Origin of the sequence: Paraburkholderia gardini (genome assembly GCF_907164575.1) — a bacterium.
In the GTDB taxonomy this organism is placed as follows: domain Bacteria; phylum Pseudomonadota; class Gammaproteobacteria; order Burkholderiales; family Burkholderiaceae; genus Paraburkholderia; species Paraburkholderia gardini.
In genome coordinates this window covers 285,343-303,018 of sequence record NZ_CAJQYY010000002.1, presented here as the reverse complement: position 1 = coordinate 303,018, position 17,676 = coordinate 285,343, and the positions used below count along the sequence as shown (strand labels likewise).

Genomic DNA, 17,676 nt, shown 5'->3' with positions numbered 1-17,676 from the left:
GCGCTTTGCCCGCAGGCAAAGCGCGTGTCATTCGAGGCAGGACGCAATCATGAATGCGGAAACGGGTTCGCAGTTTCAGGCCGACGCGCAGCCGGACGCGCGCGCCGGTGACCGTGCGCCGTTGCTGCGTATGGAAGGCATCGTCAAGAGTTTTCCGGGTGTGAAGGCGCTGCGCGGCGTGAGTCTCACGCTGCACGCGGGTCACGTGATGGCGATCGTCGGCGAGAACGGCGCGGGCAAGTCGTCGCTGATCAAGACGCTGTCGGGCGCCTATGAGCCGGACGAAGGCACGATCGAGATCAACGGCGAGCCGCTTGCCCGCGGCACCCACGCTGCAATCGACGCAGGCGTGGCCGTGATCTATCAGGAACTGTCGCTGATCAACGACATGACCGTCGCCGAGAACCTGTTTCTCGGCCGGATGCCGTCGCGCAACGGCTTCGTGCTGCGACACGAAGCGGATCGACGGGCGCGCGAAGCACTCGCCCAGGTGGGGCTCGATATGGTGTCGCCGTCGATGCGGCTCGGCGATCTGCCGTTGAACCGGCGGCAACTCGTCGAGGTCGCGAAAGCGGTCGCGCGCGATGCCCGCATCCTGGTGATGGACGAGCCGACGGCGGCCTTGCAGGCCGCGGATATCACCAATCTCTATGCGGTCGTGCGACGGTTGCGGGCAACCGGGATGGGCATCATCTTCATCTCGCATCATCTGGAAGAGGTGTTCGAACTGGCCGATTCCGCCGTCGTGATGCGCGATGGCGCGACGGTCGGCGTGCGCGCGATGGCGCAATGGACCGAACAGGATCTGGTGCAGGCGATGGTCGCGCGCACCCTGGATTCGTTCTATCCGTGGGAGCCGCGCGATTACGGGCCGGTGGTGCTGGACGTGCGCGATCTGGCGAGTCCGCCCATTGTCCGGCACGCGAGCTTCAGCGTGCGGGCCGGTGAAATCGTCGGGATCGCGGGCATTGCCGGTGCGGGACGCACCGAATTGCTAAAGGCGATTTTCGGCGCGCAGAAGGTCACCGAAGGCGAGGTCTGGATACGCGGGCGCAAAGTCGCGATTCATTCTCCGACCGAGGGCATGCGTCACGGCCTCGTCTATACGGCGGAGGACCGCAAGCTCGAGGGTCTCGTGCTCGATGCGAGCATCGAGGAAAACATCGCGCTGTCGAGCCTGAAAGCGCTGGCGACGGGCGGCTTCGTGCGCAACGCGAGAAAGCGCAAGCTTGCCCAGGATGCGAGTACGCGCTTCTCGGTGCGCGCGCCGTCGGTGCTGCAGATCACCGGCAATCTGTCCGGCGGCAACCAGCAGAAAGTGATTCTTGGCCGCGCGAGCGCGACGCAACCGGCTGTGATCATGCTCGACGAACCGACGCGCGGCATCGATGTCGGCGCGAAGACGGAAATCTATGCGCACATGGTGTCGATGGCGCGGGCGGGCGCGGCGGTCGTGATGGTGAGTTCGGAGTTGCCGGAATTGCTGGGCATGTCGGATCGCGTCCTCGTGATGCATCGCGGCAGGATCGTCACCGAGCTGCCGCGCGACAAGGCGGATTCGGAAACGGTCATTCAGTGGGCGACGACAGGAGTAGGCGCATGACTTCGACGGCAGCAAAACCGACAGATTCCGACGCGCTTTCGAGCCGCCTGATACGACAGTTGCGCAGCGGCATCGGACCGCTGTTCGCCGCGCTGGTGATCATCTGCGTGGTGCTGTCGATCACGTCGCCGGAATTCCTCACCACCAGCACGCTGACCAACATCATGGTGCAGGTGTCGGTGGTGGGGATCGCGGCGGTCGGCGGCACGTTCGTCATCATCACGTCCGGCATCGACCTGTCGGTCGGTTCGCTGGTGGCGTTGAGCGGCATGGTCGCCGCGACGCTGATGGCGGGTTCGACGCCCGACAACATCGGGCTCGGTCTTGCCGGTCTCGCGATTGCCATCGCGGTCGGCGCGGGCGTCGGCGCGCTAAACGGCATTTCGGTCGCGTGGTTGCGGCTTGTGCCGTTCATCGTGACGCTCGCGATGATGGCGATGGCGCGCGGCCTCACGCTCGCCATTTCCGACGGCCGCACCAAGTTCGATTTCCCCAACGCGTTCACTGCGTTCGGTGCGAAGTCGGTGGCGGGATTGCCCGCGCCGATGATCGTCATGCTGGTCGTATTCCTGATCGGCCACGTGCTGCTGCGCAAGACTACCTTCGGCCATCAGGTGTTCGCGGTCGGCGGCAACATGGAGGCGGCGCGGCTTGCGGGCATTCCGGTGCGCCGCGTGATCTTCCTGACCTATACGCTCGCCGGCGTGACGGCGGCGATTGCCGGCATCGTGCTCGCGGGACGCCTGAACTCGGCGTTGCCGTCGGCGGCGAACGGGCTCGAATTGCAGGTGATCGCGGGCATCGTGATCGGCGGCACGTCGCTCGCCGGCGGACGCGGTTCGATCATCGGCACGTTTATCGGCGTGGTGCTGATCGGCGTGATCAACGTCGGCCTGTCGCTGCTCGGCGTGAATCCTTTCTGGACCCAGTTCATTCAGGGCGGCGTGATCTTCGCCGCGGTGATGCTCGACGCGCTCAGCCAGCGTCGCAAGAACTGACCATTTTTTTAACCGGATCACTCAGGGAGACTCGTGTGAAAAAAATCATCAATCAGCCGGACCAGTTCGTCGATGAAGTGATCGATTCGCTGCTGATCGCGCATCCGGGCTGGATCAAGGCCGCCACCGCCGACCGCCGCGCGCTGGTGCGGGCGGACGCGCCGAAAGAGGGCCGCGTCGGTATCGTGACGGGCGGCGGATCGGGGCATATGCCAGGCTTTCTCGGCTATGTCGGCGAAGGACTGTGCAGCGGTGTCGCGGTGGGCAACGTGTTTTCGTCGCCCTCGTCGGAGCAGATTTTCGAAGCGACGAAGGCGGTGAACGGCGGCGCGGGCGTGCTCTACGTGTACGGCAATTACGGCGGGGACGTGTTCAATTTCGACCTGGCCGCCGATCTCGCGGAGCCGGAGGGCATCGACATCAAGACCGTGCTGCTGACCGACGACGTCGCGTCGGCGCCGCCTGCGCGCGCGAGCGAGCGGCGCGGCGTCGCCGGCATGGTGTTCGCGTTCAAGTGCGCCGGTGCGGCGGCGGAGCGCGGCGATCCGCTCGACGAAGTGGCGCGGATCACGGCGAAGGCCAACGCGCAATGTCGCACGATGGGCGTCGGCCTGTCGCCGACGATCCTGCCCGCCGCTGGCAAGCCGACCTTCACGCTGCCCGACGGCGAGATGGAAATCGGCATCGGCATTCATGGCGAGCCCGGCACGCATCGCGGAAAACTCGAAACGGCCGACGCGATCGCCGACCGGCTCTCCGGCGAAATCCTGCGCGATCTCGCCGCGCCGAAAGGCTCGCGCGTCGCGGTGCTGGTCAACGGGCTGGGGGCGACGCCGCTTGAAGAACTGTATCTGCTGTACCGGCGCACGGCCGCGGCGATCGCGGATCAGGGGCTGACGATCGCGCGCTCGTATGTCGGCGAATATGTGACGAGTCTGGAGATGGCAGGCGCTTCGATCACGGTATTGCTGCTGGACGACGAACTCGAAGCGCTGCTCGCCGCGCCCGCGCGTTCGCCGCTCTTTCACGACTGGTCCGCGGCCTGATGCCTGTTTGAAGCCGGATTGAAGCCGGTCTGAAAGGAGGGTGGCATGAGTGTTTCCTGCAGCGAATTGCGCGTTGTGCTGAGCCGTGCGCTAGCGGCGCTGCCCGCGCATGCGGAGGAGCTTCGCGAACTTGATGCGGCGTTGGGCGACGGCGATCTCGGCATCACGGTGCAAGCCGGCTCGACGGCGGTCGTCGCGGCGCTCGCGGCGTTGCCCGCTGACGCCGCGCTCAATGACATCCTGCTTGCTGCCGGCAAGGCCTTCTCGACGGCCAATCCGTCGACGTTTGCCGCGCTGGTCGGCGGCGGCCTGCTCGCCGCCGCGAAGACGATGTCGGGCAAGTCCTCGGCAGGCAAGGACGAGGCACTCGCCATCGGTCGTGCGGTGGCGGCGCGCATCATTGAACGTGGCAAGAGCAAGGTTGGCGACAAGACCGTGCTCGATGCGCTGGTGCCCAGTCTGGATGCGCTTGAGGCGTCGCAGGAGGCGCCGGATGCGCTGCTTGCCTCGATGATCGATACGGCGCGCGCGAGGATCGAGGCGACGGCGGGTTTGCAGTCGCAGAAGGGCCGGGCAGCCTGGGTGCAGGAGCGCAGTATCGGCCACCCCGATCCGGGCGCGACCGCGTATCTGCGCTTTCTGGAGGCGTTGCGCGGCGCGTTGGCGGGCGATTGACCGGGTACGTCCCTTGGGAGTTGGCACGACTTCATCCCGATAGCCGACTAGAATGTCGGGCAACGTGGTCTGCGTTGTGGTTCGCAGGACATGGCCTGTTTCATTTCAATCGTGCTGGCGTCGACAAAACTCATCGGCCCCCGGCGTCCCGGACTACGCAGTGACATGAATTCAATGGATGTAAATCGCGCCCGCGTCAGGTGCCTCATGCGCGCGGCAGCGCTCGCCTTCTGTACCGCGTTGCTCGCCGCCTGCACGACGACGATGGTCGAGCGCGGCACCTATCTCGCCGATACGAGCCGGCATGCCCAGAATGCCGACTCGCGCGTGCGGTTTCTCGTGATGCACTACACCGAAATCGACGAAGCGAAGTCGCTGCAGGTGCTGACCACCGAGGGCGTCAGCGCCCATTACGTCGTGCCGGACGCCCCCCGGATCGAACACGGCGAGCCCGTGGTTTTCCAGCTGGTGCCCGAGAGCCAGCGCGCGTGGCATGCGGGTACGAGCTACTGGCAGGGCACGACCGAACTGAATGCGGCTTCGATCGGAATCGAGAACGTCAACCTCGGTCCCGTCGACACCCCCCAGGGCCGCAGCTGGCAGCCGTACCCGCCGGCCCAGGTCGACGCGCTGATTCGCCTCGCCAGAGACATCGTCACGCGCTACAGCATTCCGCCGACGCGTGTCGTCGGTCATAGCGATATCGCGCCTCAGCGCAAGATCGATCCCGGTCCGCTGTTTCCGTGGAAGCAGCTCTACGATGCCGGCATCGGCGCGTGGCCCGACGCGTCGGCGGTGGCCGCGCATCTGGCGGGACGCGATCCGTCGGCACCGGTCGACGTGCGTGGCCTTCAGCAGAAGCTCGCGCGTTACGGCTACGAAGTCGCGACCGACGGCGTGCTGGACGATCGCACGCGGCGGGTGTTCGCCGCGTTCCAGATGCACTTTCGGCCGCGCGACTACGCGGGCAATCCTGACGCGGAAACCGATGCGATTGCACAGGCGCTGCTCGATCGCTACATGAATGCTGCCGCGGCCGGTTCAACGGCCGCACCGTGAACTTCCGGTAAACTCGCGGTTTTCCGCCTGCACCTCTTTTTTCGGTTATTTCTCCCATGACCCAGGACGAACTCAAGCAACTGGTCGGCCAGGCCGCCGCCGACTATGTGAACGCCAACGTGCCCGAAGGCGTCGTCATCGGCGTTGGTACTGGCTCGACCGCGAACTGTTTCATCGACGCACTCGCGCTCACGAAGCAGCGCTATCGCGGTGCCGTGTCCAGCTCGCTCGCCACTACCGCGCGCCTGCAGTCGCACGGCATCAAGGTGTTCGATCTGAACGAAATCGAATCGCTGCCCGTCTACGTGGATGGTGCCGACGAGATCGATCATGGCGGCGCGATGATCAAGGGCGGCGGAGGGGCGCTGACGCGCGAGAAAATCGTGGCGTCGGTGTCGGACGTTTTCGTCTGCATCGCGGACGCGACGAAGCGTGTCGACGTTCTCGGCCAGTTTCCGCTGCCGGTCGAAGTCGTGCCGATGGCGCGCACCGCGATCGGCCGCCGCGTGACGGCGCTGGGCGGTGTGCCCATCGTTCGCGTGACGAAGGACGGCTCGCCGTTCATCACCGACAACGGCAACGAAATCATCGATGTGAAGGGCCTGCGCATCAGCGATCCACGCATGCTCGAAATGCAGGTCAACGCATGGCCGGGTGTGGTGACCGTCGGCCTCTTCGCGGGCCGCGGCGCGGACCTTTGCCTGCTCGGCACGGATACGGGCGTCGAGACGATCAGGTATAGCAAGGGCTAGGGTCTTACAACCCGGAGCCGTTCCATCCGGACGGACCCGCAACGGCGTCGCACTGGATCGCAGGCGGCGCCGTTTTTCATTCCCGCACACCGGGCCGGATCCCTGAAAAATGGGCGCCGAAGTCCATATCCCGTTCGGCCGTCTTCTCCGCGCGACTCGCTGCCGCTACGCTTCTCTCGTTCCCCCGAACGCGAAAGGAGAAACATCAGTGACCATCCACCGCAATCTCAGGCGCGCGCTTGACGTCGCCTATGAACGGGTCCGGCGCGACACGGCCTCGCCCATCGCCTTCAACGGCAATTACGGGCTGTGCCTCGGCATCATCATGGGCGGGCAGGCGTGCAACGGCATGACCGAGGAAGAAGCTGCCGGCGAACGCGCGCATCTGGCGATGCTCGTCGCCTTGCACGACATGCAGACCGGCGGTCGCGGCAGCCCGTCTGCCGTCTGATGCGCCGGCAGGGGAATCGGCGTGCTGCGTGGGCCTGCGTACAGAATTTCCGTGATCGTCTGCGAATAATGCATCGTCCAGATACGCGCCGCCTGTCGCGTGCGCGTCCATTGCGAGCGTCGCTCGATCACGTATGTCCGCCACGGCCTCACGCGCCTCAGGAGACCCAGATGCAACAGCAGGCTCAGGAGTTTTGGGACGGTATTTTTCAGGATCGCGGTAACGACGAGACGCGGCTCGTCGACGTCCCGGACCCGAAGAATCCCGTGTATATGCGCGCGCTCAAGCACTTTGGCGACATACGGGGGAAAACGCTTGTCGATCTTGGTTGCGGCGCAGGCGCGGCTTCGCTGTTTTTTGCCTCGATGGGCGCGAACGTGGTGAGCATCGATCTGAGCCCGGTGGCCGTCGACAACCTGAAACGCTACTGCGCGCAACATCACATCGACAACATTTCACCGCGCGTGCTGTCGGCGCAGGATATTGCACTGCTTGAGCCGTCCGACTTCGTTTTTGGCGCGATGATCCTGCATCACATCGAACCGTTTTCAGAATTCGCCGCCGCGCTTCGCCGGGCGATCAAGCTCGGCGGCCGTGCGTTCTTCTGGGAAAACAACGCGACCAGCAACATGATGATGTGGTTCCGCAACCACGTGATCGGCAAGTTGTGGGTGCCGAAATATGGCGATCCTGATGAATCGCCGCTCGCGCCCTATGAGATCGATCATCTGCGCAGGCATTTCGACGTCGAGACCGAATATCCGGAAATGGTCTTCATGCTGATGGCGTCGCGCTACCTGTTGCGGGGACGTTTCGATCATCGTGCGGTCAGGATCGACCAGTATCTGTATCGCTATCCGTCGATCCGCAAATACAGCTACCGCCAGTTCGTCTGCCTGAGCTGACATTGCGGCCCGCACAAGGTCGCGTCGGGGAAACCGGCGCGCCCTTCACCGGTCCGCGCTGGGTTCGTCGCGGGCCGTGTGCGCAATGATGCGGGTCATGTTCCGCAGATAGCTGTCGAGCGAGAAATGTCGCTGCACGTCGCTGAACGCCTGGCTGGCAAGTTGCCGCGCAAACGCCGGCGCGAGGTGCAATGTGTCGATAGCCTCGACGAAGCCCGGCACGTCGCCGGGCTGCACCAGCCAGCCGTTCTCACGATGCCGCAGTATTTCAAGCACGCCGCCGGCCGCCGCGGCCACCACCGGCCGCGAGGCCGCCATTCCCTCGATGATCACCCGTCCGAACGGCTCGGGTTCCGTCGACGTATGCAGGATCAGGTCCATCGCCTTCATCCATGCCGGCATGTCGTCGCGAAACCCGGCGAAATGCACGCGATCCGCGATCCCGAGCCGATCAGCCTGCTGACGCAATGCCTGCGCGTAATCGTCTTCGCCGAAGAGCGCGGCGCCGACCAGCACGAGGTGCACGCCGGGTAATCGCGCGAGGGCCTCAAGGGCTATATGCTGGCCTTTCCACGGCGCGAGACGGCCAAAGAGGCCCGCGAGCCACGCGTCCTGTGGCAGCCCCAGGCGATGACGCAGCGCGCGGATATCGCTGGCATCGACCTGCGCGAACGTGCGCGCGTCGATGCCGTTGTGGACGACCGGCACCGCGTCGGCGGGCAGGCCGGTCAACGCGATCAGTGCATCGGCGCTCGCCCGCGAATTGGCGACGACCTGATCGGTCACATGGCGCACGAGCCAGCGGACGATGTGCAACTGGACGCGCCCGAAGTGATCACGCGTCATGATGTCACGCACATGCCAGATGACAGGCCGGCGATGCAACGGTTTGCCGAGCGCACCCAGCACCAGCGCTTTCTGCGTGTTCAGGAACAGAACGTCGAAGCGCTTCGCCTGCGCGGCGATCGTGCGCACCTGCGCGAGGATGCCAGGTAATGCACGTAGCCAGCCAGGCCGCAACGCTTCACGGTTGATGGCCGCGACGTTCGCATTGCTCGTTACGCGCACGCGCACGCCAAGCGCTTCCAGCCGTGCGCGAAAGGGTCCGTCCGACAGCAACAGCACCTCGCTGCGCGCGGCGCATCGCTCCGCAAGCGGAAGCAGGGACAATTCCGCGCCGCCGAGTTGTCCGCTCTGATCGACAAAGAGGACCGTGGCCGATGCCGCCGGCTCGAGTACGTGTTCATCGGAATGCCCCGCGCTGCTCGTGGCAGCCATCTCGACGGGAGCGAAACGACGTGTGAGGCGGGGGGCGTTCATCGGTTGACCGGTCCAGGCGTGCGGGGAAAGCGAAGCGTGAAAAACAGGCAGTCGCATGCGACCGGCGAGTCCTCATTATTCACGCTCTGTTGCCCGTTCAGTGTGGCCATACGCACGCTGTGCAAGCGACGCGCCCGATACACTCGGTGTGATGGTCGTTGACCTTTCCAGAGGTGGAGAAATCATGAAAGTGGCGATCGTGCACGACTGGCTCGTCGCGCCGGGGGGAGCGGAGAAAGTGCTGGAACAGATTATCCGGTGCTTCCCCGACGCGGACCTTTTCTGCATGGTCGACTTCATGGACGATCGCTCCGCGGTATGCGGCAAGGCCGTGAACACATCGTTCATCCAGAAGCTGCCGTTCGCGCGCCGGCGTTATCGCGGCTATTTGCCACTCATGCCGCTCGCCGTCGAACAGTTCGACCTCTCCAGCTACGATCTGATCATTACGAGTTCGTACGCGGTCGCGAAGGGCGTGCTGGTCGGACCAGACCAGACACATGTCAGCTACGTGCATTCTCCGATGCGTTACGCGTGGGATCTGCAGCATCAGTATCTGCGCGAGGCGAAGCTGACACGTGGCCCCCGTTCGTGGGCGACGCGGGCATTGCTGCATTATCTGCGCAGTTGGGATGCGCGTTCGGCGAATGGGGTCGATTGCCTGATCGCGAATTCGCAGTTCGTCGCGCGCCGCATGATGAAGACCTACCGGCGCAATGCCGTTGTCATTGCGCCGCCGGTCGACGTTCACCGCTTCGACCTCTGCGCGCTGAAAGACGATTTCTATCTGACGGCGTCGCGGATGGTGCCTTATAAACGCATCGACCTGATTGTCGCTGCTTTTTCGTCGATGCCGGACCGTCGCCTGGTCGTGATCGGGGATGGCCCGCAGATGGCCGCGATTCGCGCGAATGCCGGTCCCAATGTAACGATCCTCGGCTATCAGCCGTTTGCCAGTCTGAAAGACTACATGCAGCGCGCGAAGGCGTTCGTGTTCGCCGCGGAGGAAGACTTCGGCATCGCGCCGGTCGAGGCACAGGCATGCGGGACGCCGGTGATCGCATACGGCAAGGGCGGCGTGCTGGAAACGGTGCGGCCAGTCGGCGAGCCGCATCCTACCGGGCTGTTTTTCAGGCAACAGACCGTCGCTGCATTGCAGGAGGCCGTGGAGCGCTTCGAACGCCAGCGTTCGATGATTTCGCCGGCTGCCTGCAGGGCGAACGCGGAACGTTTTTCGGCCGCGCATTTCCAGCGTGCATTCATGAACGAAGTTACGCGGACAATTGCGGCCGCCGGTGCCGGGGGCCGCCAGCACGACAGTCTGCCGGACGCAGAGGTCACATCGTGGCCCGGCGACAACACGGCGGCCGGCAGCATGTGGGGCCGATGAACGTGTTGTTCTGAATCCCTGGTATTTCATCACCGCGACAGGTAAAAAGGGCCGCGCCGGTTTTCCGGCGCGGCCCTTTTTTCGCGATTACTTCTCCGACTACCTGGGCGCGGCGTAGCCTAGCGCCTGGTTGTCCCGCCCGCCGGATCGCCAGCGGTATAGGTGTACGCATACGCATAGTCGTACGAGCCGTAACGACCGCCGCTTTTCACCGGTACTGCGTTCATCACGCCGCCGATAAGCCGGGCACGCGCACGGCGCAGCTTCTTCAGCGATTCGGCGATGTTGCGTTCGGTATGCGCGCCCGCCCGCATGACGAGTACTGTCGAGCCGGCGATGTTCGCGACGATCGCGGCATCGGCCACCGCGAGCAGCGGTGGCGTGTCGACGATCACCAGATCGAACCGCTGTTCGAGGCGCGCGAGAACTTCGGTGAACCGCGCCGACGTCAGGATTTCGGACGGGTTGGGCGGATAGGCGCCCGCGGCGATGAAGTGCAGACCTTCGACACCCGTCGCGCGCGCCGCCACTTCGAGATCGACCTGACCTGTCAGCAGTTCAGTGAGACCACCATTCGGCGAGCGGCCGAGGTATTGCGCGAGACGGCCGCGACGCAGGTCGGCGTCGATCAGCAACACGCGCTTGCCTGTCTCGGCAAGCAGGGCAGCGAGGTTCGCGCACAAAAAGCTCTTGCCATCCGAGGGCGCCGGGCTTGTGAATGCCACCACGCGGTTCGGGGCATCGATCAGGCCGAATTGCAGCGTTGCGCGCAGGCCGCGCAGCCCTTCGACGGACGTGTCGAATGGATGCGTCTTGACCAGTAGCGGGCGCATCGGCGCGTGGGCGGGCGGCACGATCGTCTGCGTGCCGGCCGGCACGGTAACGGTCGCCGGCCGGCGGGGCTGGACGAGTCGCGCGATGCCTGCCGGCACGATCTGCGAGAGCGCGGGGCGCGCTGCCGGGCCTTGCAGCGCAGCCTGGCTCATGTTCACTGCAAGCCGGTCGCTGTGAGCCTGTTCGGCGCTAAAGGGGATCGATCCGAAGATCGGCATGTGAAAACGGCGTTCGACGAATTCCGGATCCGCGACGCCGGTGAAGAACGTCCGGCGGCAGAACGCGAACAGCACACCCGCGATGATGCCGAGTACGACGCTCGCCGAGATGATCAGCGCTGATTTCGGCCGTACCGGCGAAGAGGGCAGCAGTGCCTCGTCGATGATGTGCACATTGCCGATTGTTCCAGCGCGTGTAATCGACAGCTCCTGGATCTTGTTCAGTAACGCAACGTAGATTTCCTCGGCAACCTTCGCGTCGCGTTGCAGCGACATGGCCTCGCGTTCGGACCCCGGCAGCGTCTTGAAGTGATCTTCGAAGCGTGCTTTTTCGCGCGTCATCGCCGCCAGTTGCGCGTCGACGGTCTGCACTTCGGGACTCTCGGCCGTGAAGCGCGTGAGCAACTGCGCGCGCGCGATGCGCAGCGTGGCGATCTGCTTCTCGTATTCGAGGCCGCCGGACAGATACACGCCTGCCTCCTGGGTCGGCTGGAACGAACCGCTGCGGGACTGATACTCGGACAGCGCGGTTTCGGCCCGACGCACTTCGCTTCGCAGGCGCGGCATTTCGCTGTTCAGGAACGACAGCATCCGGCTCGCTTCCTCCTGCGCGCGTTCCTGACGGTGTTTCAGATAGGAAGCGGCCACCGCGTTGGTGATCGCGGTGATCGCATGCGGATTGGTGCCCATGTACGACAGCTGCACGACGCCCGTTTCGCGTCCTTTCTCGACGACTTGCAGACCGCCCGCCAGGCCGCCTACCGCATCGAGCTGGTTGTAGCGCATCACGTAGAAGTTGGTGCCGGCGTGGGCAACCAGTGTGGTGACGAGCATCGTGATGTCGCTGCCCGTCGCGCGTTGCCCGGCAACGCCGGTCAGCAGCAGCTTGCCGTGCTGGTCGAACAGCTGGTAGCCGCCGTTGCCGAGCGCGCGCAGCGTCAGCTGGGATCCTTCGAGATACTTCGGTACGCTGATCGAGTCGAGCGAAAACTCCTCGCCGCCCCACGCGTACGAACGCATGCCGAAGAGGGCGCCGAGCGGATGACCGGGATGCGCGAAGATCGACGTGATGCGGCCGAGATACGGCATCGTTTTCGGCCACGCGCCGAAGTTCAGCTTGAACTGCTCGACCACCGGCTCGACCACCGCGCGGCTCTTGATGATCTCGATCTCGGCGTCGGTGTGCATCGCACCCGACGGCACGAGCGAAGACAGTGCCTGGGAAGTCGAACTGTTACTCGCGTTGCCGGATTCGACCTGAATTAACGCGTCGGCGGAATAGATCGGCGTGGCGATCTTCGTATAGACCGTGGCTGCCAGGATCACGCATGCCGCGATCCCGATCACCCACCAGATCTGCTCGACGATCATCCGCATCATGTCGCGCATCACCGCATCTTCGTCGCCACCGGACGAAGGGGTGTATTCGTTCATGTCATAGGTACTCATTTTTAACTCCGTCGCGTAGCGAGCGTCAGCGAGCCAGTTCCCGTGTAAAAAACAGGGTTTGCAGAGTAGGCAGGACCTGCGCGAGCGCCCGGTTGAAGCGCGCGGAGTTCGCCACCTGCACGTACACCACGTCCTTTGGCTGCAGATCGAATTTCGTCATCAGCAACATGGCGTCCACCTGCGTCATGTCGAGCCGGAATACGTCTGGAGTCGTTGACTTGTCGGCGCCGCGAATCACGTAGATCGAACGCGGATCGCCCGTCGCGAGATCGAGACTGCCCGCACCCGTGAGCGCATCGGCGAGCGTCAGGTGTCCCCGGTTCATCGGCAGCGACGTGGGCTTGGTGACTTCACCGAGCACGAATACGCGGCTGTTCGAGCGGTCCGGCACGTCGATGATGTCGCCATCCTTCAGCATCACGTTCTGGTTTGGATCGCCGGTTTCCAGCAGCGCGGCGACGTCGACGGCCGTGCGCTTGCCATTACGCGTAATGCCGACGTTCTGCAGGTCGGCATCGGGCAGCGCGCCGCCCGCGCGATTGATTGCATCGAGCACGCTGAGCGGCAGATCGGTCACCGCCTCCGCCTGCGGCGAGCGTACGTTGCCGGTGACCTGCACGGACTGGCTATTGAAGCCGGCGACGCGCACATCGATCTGCGGATCGCGGATCGTTTTCGCCAGCCCTTTTGTAAGGACGCTCTGGACCTGCTGCGCGGTCATGCCCACGACCTTGATGCGTCCGACACGCGGGAAAAAGATCGTGCCGTTGTAGGCGACCCGCACGGTGAGGCCGCCTTCGGCGCCGGAACTGCCGGGTGAACCCGGCAGCGGAGCGGGTCCCGTCGCGCCGCCCTGAAGCGTCGTGCCGCCCACGCCAGTGCCGGCGGTTCCCTGCGGTAATGGCGCTCCCGCGCCGCCGCCGGCCAGTGCGCCACCCGTCAGCTCCGGATGGTCCCAGACAATGATCGCGAGCTGGTCGTCGATGCCGATCTTGTACGGCGACATGCCGCGTGTTTCTTTCGTGAGACACGAAAATGCGGACGGGCACGTCGACGGTACCGCCGTCGCGGTCTGTTGCTGGAACCATGAGATGTCGATCGGGCGCACGGCGTAGGTCGGTGCGGCGACCGTTGCCTGTTGCGTCTGGTCGAGACGATTGGTGTCGAGATAAGGCCCCGGCGCGAGCGAGCACGCGCATAACGATAGTGTCGCCAGGCAGGCGAGCAATGTTCTGGAATTCATGGTCTATGGTCCTTTTTGCGTTATAGATGCGCTGCCTGTCCTCAGCGCATCGCCTCCTGCCAGGCTCCGCGCATCGCGCGCAAGCCGACCCACCATTTACGAAGCGCGAGCGCTATCCCGTCACCGTTGAACGCCAGCAGCAGCGCGCGCACAAGCCCCGGGTCCGCGCGACTGCCGATCAACGTCGAATAGGTGACGAACGCCCACCTGCCTGGAGTCGACAGGTGCTCGCACATGATGAGACGGAGATTGAACGACGCGTTGTAGAACGCCGCGTCGTTGAAAACATGGCGCTGGTCTTCGTCACTTCGCTGCGCCGGGTAATGCTCGACGAGCAGCGTCGGGTCGTAGACCAGCGTCCAGCCCCGACGCCCCACGTCGAGACTGAATGCCATTTCGCAATGCACCTGCGCGCCGCTGCCGCGCAGACGCGGATCGAAACGCAGGGTACCGATCGCCTCGCGGCGAAACGCCATGTTCACGCCTTTCAGCACGTCGACCTCGCGTGGCGCACCGTGGCCGATGTGATGATTGCCGATCGGGCGCCCATACCAGCGCACCACGCCGACGACCGGCTTTTGCCCCTGCAGGACGCCGTCGCCCCGATGCACGATGTCGCGGCCGCCAAGGCCGCCGAGCGCGGGGTCGTCTTCGAACGCATGCGCGATGCGCCCGATCCAGTCGGCGTGCGGCGCGGCGTCGTCGTCGGTGAAGCAGACCACATCGCCGGTGGCCGTTTCGATGCCGCGGTTGTACGCGGCGACCACGCCCGCCCGGCTGACGAGCCCGATACGCAGGCGTGCATCGGGCCGCAGCGTCTCGCGACGCTTCAACCAGTCGATCGTCGGATGGTCGTCGTTGCGCGCGATCACGACCACTTCATCGGCACGGCGGTGCTGTGCGTCGAGTGCATCGATGCAACGTTCGAGCTCGTCGGTTCGCCGGTAGGTCGGCACGATCACGGACACTTTCACGAACAATCCCCGGAAAACCACTTCAATACGCGTTATGGCCGACGAAACCCTTGAAGATCGTAATCAGCACAATCCTCATGTCGAACCAGAACGACCAGTTGTAGATATAGAAGAGATCGAACTTGACGCGCGTTTCCATCTTTTCGACTTTTGTCGTGGTGCCGCGATATCCGTTCACCTGTGCCCAGCCCGTAATACCCGGTTTGATGCGGTAGCGATACATGTAGCCGTACACGAGATCCTTGTAGAGATTGTCGTGTTCGATCGCATGCGGCCGCGGACCGACCACCGACATCTGCCCCAGCAACACATTGAAGAATTGCGGCAGCTCGTCGAGACTCGTGCGACGGATGAACGCGCCCACTTTCGTCACACGCGTATCGACGCGCGCGGTCGGCGTCAGTTGACCGCGCGCTTCCCTGTGCACGGTCATCGAGCGGAACTTGTAGATGCGAAACGGCTGACCGTCGATGCCTTTGCGTTCCTGCGAGAAAAAGACGGGCCCAGGCGAGCCGAGCTTGATCGCGACAGCCAGCACGACGAACAGCGGTGACAGCGTGACGAGCGCAACGAGCGCGAACAGACGGTCGAATATGAGCTTCGGCCACATCTGCACCGGCGAAATTGGCGTCGCGTTGAGATTGATGGTCGCGAGACCGAGCACGTCGGTAAGCGCGTGATTGAAGAGCGAGAGGCTGCGCACGTCCGGGATGAAGCGCAGATTCACGAAATCGTGCTGAAACGCGCGCTTGAAACGGTAAATCGTGTGTTCTTCCGACAGGGGTAATGCAAGCCATACCTCGTTGATGTGCTCTTCGCGCACCTTCGCAGCGAAGGCATCGATGTCCGTGAGCACGGGTAACCGGTGCACGCGCATTTCCTGCGTGCCGAGCAGTTCCGCGTTCGTGTCGAACAGGCAGACGGGCTTGAAGCCGGCTTGCGGCGCGCGTTCGAGATGCGCGAGCAGCATCCGCGAAAAGCCGGGTGCGCCCACGATCGCCACGGTGCGGAAGTTGAGCCCACGGCGACGCGCCGTGCGCAGACCCAGATGAGCGACCAGTTTCGTCGATACGATCAGCACGCCGGATATCAGTGTCGAGTAACCAAACCACAACCGCGACACGGCGTCCATCCGGTGCATCGTAAAGACCAGCACGAGCCCCGTCGCAACCACGATGAGCCATGCCATCGTCACGCGACCGAGCATTGCGGAGAGCGACTTGCCACGCCACGTCTCATATACGCCGAAGCCAGGGAACAACAGCAGCACGAGCACGCAGTTGAACGCGATCAGCAGCCGTTCGTCGTCCGCGAGTTCATGTGCGGTCGAAAAGCGCATCCAGTGAGCGATCAGCGCCCCCGCAATCACGAAGAGTGCGTCGAGGCAGCGCGCGGTGTTCCTGAACATGATCTGGGTCTTGTTCAGCTGACGGCTTCAGCCTGATGCAGGCACGGCAACAGCCGGTCGAACTCACGCTTCACGAGGCTGTAGCATTCGCATGCACGCGCTTCGAGACCTTTCCGGTCCAGCACGCGGATGTGACCACGGCTGTGATGGATGAGACCGTCGTTATGCAGCTTGCCCGCAGCTTCCGTGATGCCTTCGCGGCGCACGCCGAGCATGTCTGCGATCAACTGTTGCGTTACCGTGAGTTCGTCCGTGGCGACGCGGTCGATTTCGATCAGCAGCCAGCGGCACAGTTGCTTGTTCAGCGAATGGTGGCGATTGCACGCGGCCGTCTGTGCGACCTGCGTGAGCAGGGCATGCATGTAGAGCAACATCAGGCGACGCATGAAATCGGAGCGTGCGAAGTGTGCCTTCAGTGCCTGGGCGCTCATGCGATACGCGAAGCCCGCGCATTGCACCTGCACGCGGTTCGGCATCGTCTCGCCGCCGGTGAGGACCGGCACGCCCGTCATGCCTTCACGGCCGACAGCGGCGATTTCGACCGAGCCGCCATCTTCCATCGTGTACAGCATGGAGATGATCGCGGTGGTCGGAAAATACACGTGATGAATGCGCTGTCCTGAGTCGCACAGCAACTGCTCCGTGCGCAGATGAACAAGCTCGAGATGCGGAGCGATCGCCTGCCACTCGTGGGAAGGCAACGCCCCAAGCAAATGATTGCCGTGCAGATCGGATTGAAGGGTCAACATGATCGGTCCTCGCACGAAGCCGCACGTTGTGCGACTTCTTGTTTTTTTAATCCGGTGCTGCGTGCCTTGCTATCTGTCGCCTGGCGAGCGACCTGGACTACGCAGTACCAGCCCCGTATGGCCTTGCGCTTCTGCACATAGTGATGCGTGTTTGCGTCGGCGCTAGTTGTTGCGCCTCTCATCTAGCGAGGAGCGTGCCAGTGGGACCGGAACTGAATGCTGGTGCGGCGCAACGAAGTGCGGGAGCGGGCCTGGCGTGGTGAAACGTGCGTTTTTGTTTCAATTCTGTACATCGCGCCCGGACCGTCCGCATCGCGCCATCGATATTTCCATCGGATGCAAGTCCTTGATCAGATTGGGTTCATGCCGTTCCGGAGACCTCGTGAGAGGGGTGACTCAATCCTGAAACACCCGCTGGCTGGGGACGGTCGTACTGCTTCAGGCGTGAGCCGGAAATGATTCAGAAGTGTTCCACCCGCTTCGTGCGCTGGCGCACCGAACGGATTTCTGGTGGGCAGCACCCGACAGGAAGGGCATGGATTTCGGGGAAGCGCCAACAGTGAGAGCGCAAGGATTGGTGCGCGTCTTGACGGCGTGAGGCA

15 protein-coding genes are annotated in these 17,676 nt (G+C 63.9%); 9 read left to right on the top strand and 6 right to left on the bottom strand.

Features of this window, described 5'->3' with window-relative positions:
- Positions 1–49: 49 nt before the first annotated feature.
- The 8 genes from LPA34_RS02885 to LPA34_RS02850 all read left to right on the top strand — a co-directional run bounded on the left by LPA34_RS02885 (position 50) and on the right by LPA34_RS02850 (position 7,489).
- Positions 50–1,603: a sugar ABC transporter ATP-binding protein gene (locus LPA34_RS02885; RefSeq protein ID WP_228974678.1), complete on the top strand. Its 1,554-nt coding sequence runs from the start codon at positions 50–52 to the stop codon at positions 1,601–1,603.
- Complete coding sequence (locus tag LPA34_RS02880; protein WP_228974676.1) at positions 1,600–2,601, top strand: ABC transporter permease; 1,002 nt, start codon at positions 1,600–1,602, stop codon at positions 2,599–2,601. Before LPA34_RS02885 ends, LPA34_RS02880 begins: the two co-directional genes overlap by 4 nt.
- 35 nt (positions 2,602–2,636) lie before the next feature.
- Positions 2,637–3,647 (top strand): dihydroxyacetone kinase subunit DhaK, encoded by a 1,011-nt coding sequence (locus LPA34_RS02875; RefSeq protein ID WP_228974673.1) that lies wholly within the window; start codon positions 2,637–2,639, stop codon positions 3,645–3,647.
- A 45-nt stretch (positions 3,648–3,692) separates the two neighbouring features.
- Complete coding sequence (locus LPA34_RS02870; protein ID WP_228974671.1) at positions 3,693–4,322, top strand: DAK2 domain-containing protein; 630 nt, start codon at positions 3,693–3,695, stop codon at positions 4,320–4,322.
- 207 nt (positions 4,323–4,529) lie between these two features.
- Positions 4,530–5,381 (top strand): N-acetylmuramoyl-L-alanine amidase, encoded by an 852-nt coding sequence (locus LPA34_RS02865; RefSeq protein ID WP_228974669.1) that lies wholly within the window; start codon positions 4,530–4,532, stop codon positions 5,379–5,381.
- A gap of 56 nt (positions 5,382–5,437) precedes the next feature.
- A complete protein-coding gene (gene rpiA / locus LPA34_RS02860) occupies positions 5,438–6,133 on the top strand; it encodes a ribose-5-phosphate isomerase RpiA (protein WP_228974666.1) in 696 nt (231 codons plus the stop codon).
- Between the two features lie 109 nt (positions 6,134–6,242).
- Positions 6,243–6,584, top strand: coding sequence for a hypothetical protein (locus LPA34_RS02855; RefSeq protein ID WP_228974661.1), 342 nt, complete (start codon positions 6,243–6,245; stop codon positions 6,582–6,584).
- A 170-nt stretch (positions 6,585–6,754) separates the two neighbouring features.
- Positions 6,755–7,489: a class I SAM-dependent methyltransferase gene (locus LPA34_RS02850; protein ID WP_228974659.1), complete on the top strand. Its 735-nt coding sequence runs from the start codon at positions 6,755–6,757 to the stop codon at positions 7,487–7,489.
- Positions 7,490–7,534: 45 nt separating this feature from the next.
- Here the strand turns inward: LPA34_RS02850 and LPA34_RS02845 are convergent, their stop codons facing one another.
- Entirely contained in the window at positions 7,535–8,809 is a 1,275-nt protein-coding gene (locus LPA34_RS02845) for a glycosyltransferase (RefSeq protein WP_228974656.1), read from the bottom strand.
- Positions 8,810–8,993: 184 nt separating this feature from the next.
- Here LPA34_RS02845 and LPA34_RS02840 point away from each other — a divergent pair, with 184 nt between their 5' ends.
- Positions 8,994–10,199: a glycosyltransferase family 4 protein gene (locus LPA34_RS02840; protein ID WP_228974654.1), complete on the top strand. Its 1,206-nt coding sequence runs from the start codon at positions 8,994–8,996 to the stop codon at positions 10,197–10,199.
- Between the two features lie 119 nt (positions 10,200–10,318).
- Here the strand turns inward: LPA34_RS02840 and LPA34_RS02835 are convergent, their stop codons facing one another.
- Genes LPA34_RS02835 through LPA34_RS02815 form a run of 5 tightly spaced genes read right to left on the bottom strand, consistent with a single transcriptional unit; the run spans position 10,319 to position 17,074 of the window.
- Positions 10,319–12,700, bottom strand: a complete 2,382-nt coding sequence (locus tag LPA34_RS02835; RefSeq protein ID WP_228974653.1) for a polysaccharide biosynthesis tyrosine autokinase — start codon at positions 12,698–12,700, stop codon at positions 10,319–10,321.
- A gap of 25 nt (positions 12,701–12,725) precedes the next feature.
- On the bottom strand, positions 12,726–13,943 hold the full coding sequence (locus LPA34_RS02830; protein WP_228974651.1) for a polysaccharide biosynthesis/export family protein: 1,218 nt from the start codon (positions 13,941–13,943) through the stop codon (positions 12,726–12,728).
- A 41-nt stretch (positions 13,944–13,984) separates the two neighbouring features.
- A complete protein-coding gene (locus LPA34_RS02825) occupies positions 13,985–14,917 on the bottom strand; it encodes a glycosyltransferase family 2 protein (protein WP_228974648.1) in 933 nt (310 codons plus the stop codon).
- A gap of 22 nt (positions 14,918–14,939) precedes the next feature.
- Complete coding sequence (locus LPA34_RS02820) at positions 14,940–16,325, bottom strand: undecaprenyl-phosphate glucose phosphotransferase (protein ID WP_228974647.1); 1,386 nt, start codon at positions 16,323–16,325, stop codon at positions 14,940–14,942.
- 14 nt (positions 16,326–16,339) lie between these two features.
- A complete protein-coding gene (locus LPA34_RS02815; RefSeq protein WP_228974645.1) occupies positions 16,340–17,074 on the bottom strand; it encodes a Crp/Fnr family transcriptional regulator in 735 nt (244 codons plus the stop codon).
- Between the last annotated feature and the right edge of the window lie 602 nt (positions 17,075–17,676).

What these genes read in the sequence shown, in the direction of transcription:
- LPA34_RS02885 (WP_228974678.1), top strand. Translation starts at nt 50, where the DNA reads ATGAATGCGGAAACGGGTTCGCAGTTTCAGGCCGACGCGCAGCCGGAC.
- LPA34_RS02880 (WP_228974676.1), top strand. Translation starts at nt 1,600, where the DNA reads ATGACTTCGACGGCAGCAAAACCGACAGATTCCGACGCGCTTTCGAGC.
- LPA34_RS02870 (WP_228974671.1), top strand. Translation starts at nt 3,693, where the DNA reads ATGAGTGTTTCCTGCAGCGAATTGCGCGTTGTGCTGAGCCGTGCGCTA.
- LPA34_RS02865 (WP_228974669.1), top strand. Translation starts at nt 4,530, where the DNA reads ATGCGCGCGGCAGCGCTCGCCTTCTGTACCGCGTTGCTCGCCGCCTGC.
- rpiA (WP_228974666.1), top strand. Translation starts at nt 5,438, where the DNA reads ATGACCCAGGACGAACTCAAGCAACTGGTCGGCCAGGCCGCCGCCGAC.
- LPA34_RS02855 (WP_228974661.1), top strand. Translation starts at nt 6,243, where the DNA reads ATGGGCGCCGAAGTCCATATCCCGTTCGGCCGTCTTCTCCGCGCGACT.
- LPA34_RS02850 (WP_228974659.1), top strand. Translation starts at nt 6,755, where the DNA reads ATGCAACAGCAGGCTCAGGAGTTTTGGGACGGTATTTTTCAGGATCGC.
- LPA34_RS02845 (WP_228974656.1), bottom strand. Translation starts at nt 8,809, where the DNA reads ATGAACGCCCCCCGCCTCACACGTCGTTTCGCTCCCGTCGAGATGGCT.
- LPA34_RS02840 (WP_228974654.1), top strand. Translation starts at nt 8,994, where the DNA reads ATGAAAGTGGCGATCGTGCACGACTGGCTCGTCGCGCCGGGGGGAGCG.
- LPA34_RS02835 (WP_228974653.1), bottom strand. Translation starts at nt 12,700, where the DNA reads ATGAGTACCTATGACATGAACGAATACACCCCTTCGTCCGGTGGCGAC.
- LPA34_RS02830 (WP_228974651.1), bottom strand. Translation starts at nt 13,943, where the DNA reads ATGAATTCCAGAACATTGCTCGCCTGCCTGGCGACACTATCGTTATGC.
- LPA34_RS02820 (WP_228974647.1), bottom strand. Translation starts at nt 16,325, where the DNA reads ATGTTCAGGAACACCGCGCGCTGCCTCGACGCACTCTTCGTGATTGCG.
- LPA34_RS02815 (WP_228974645.1), bottom strand. Translation starts at nt 17,074, where the DNA reads ATGTTGACCCTTCAATCCGATCTGCACGGCAATCATTTGCTTGGGGCG.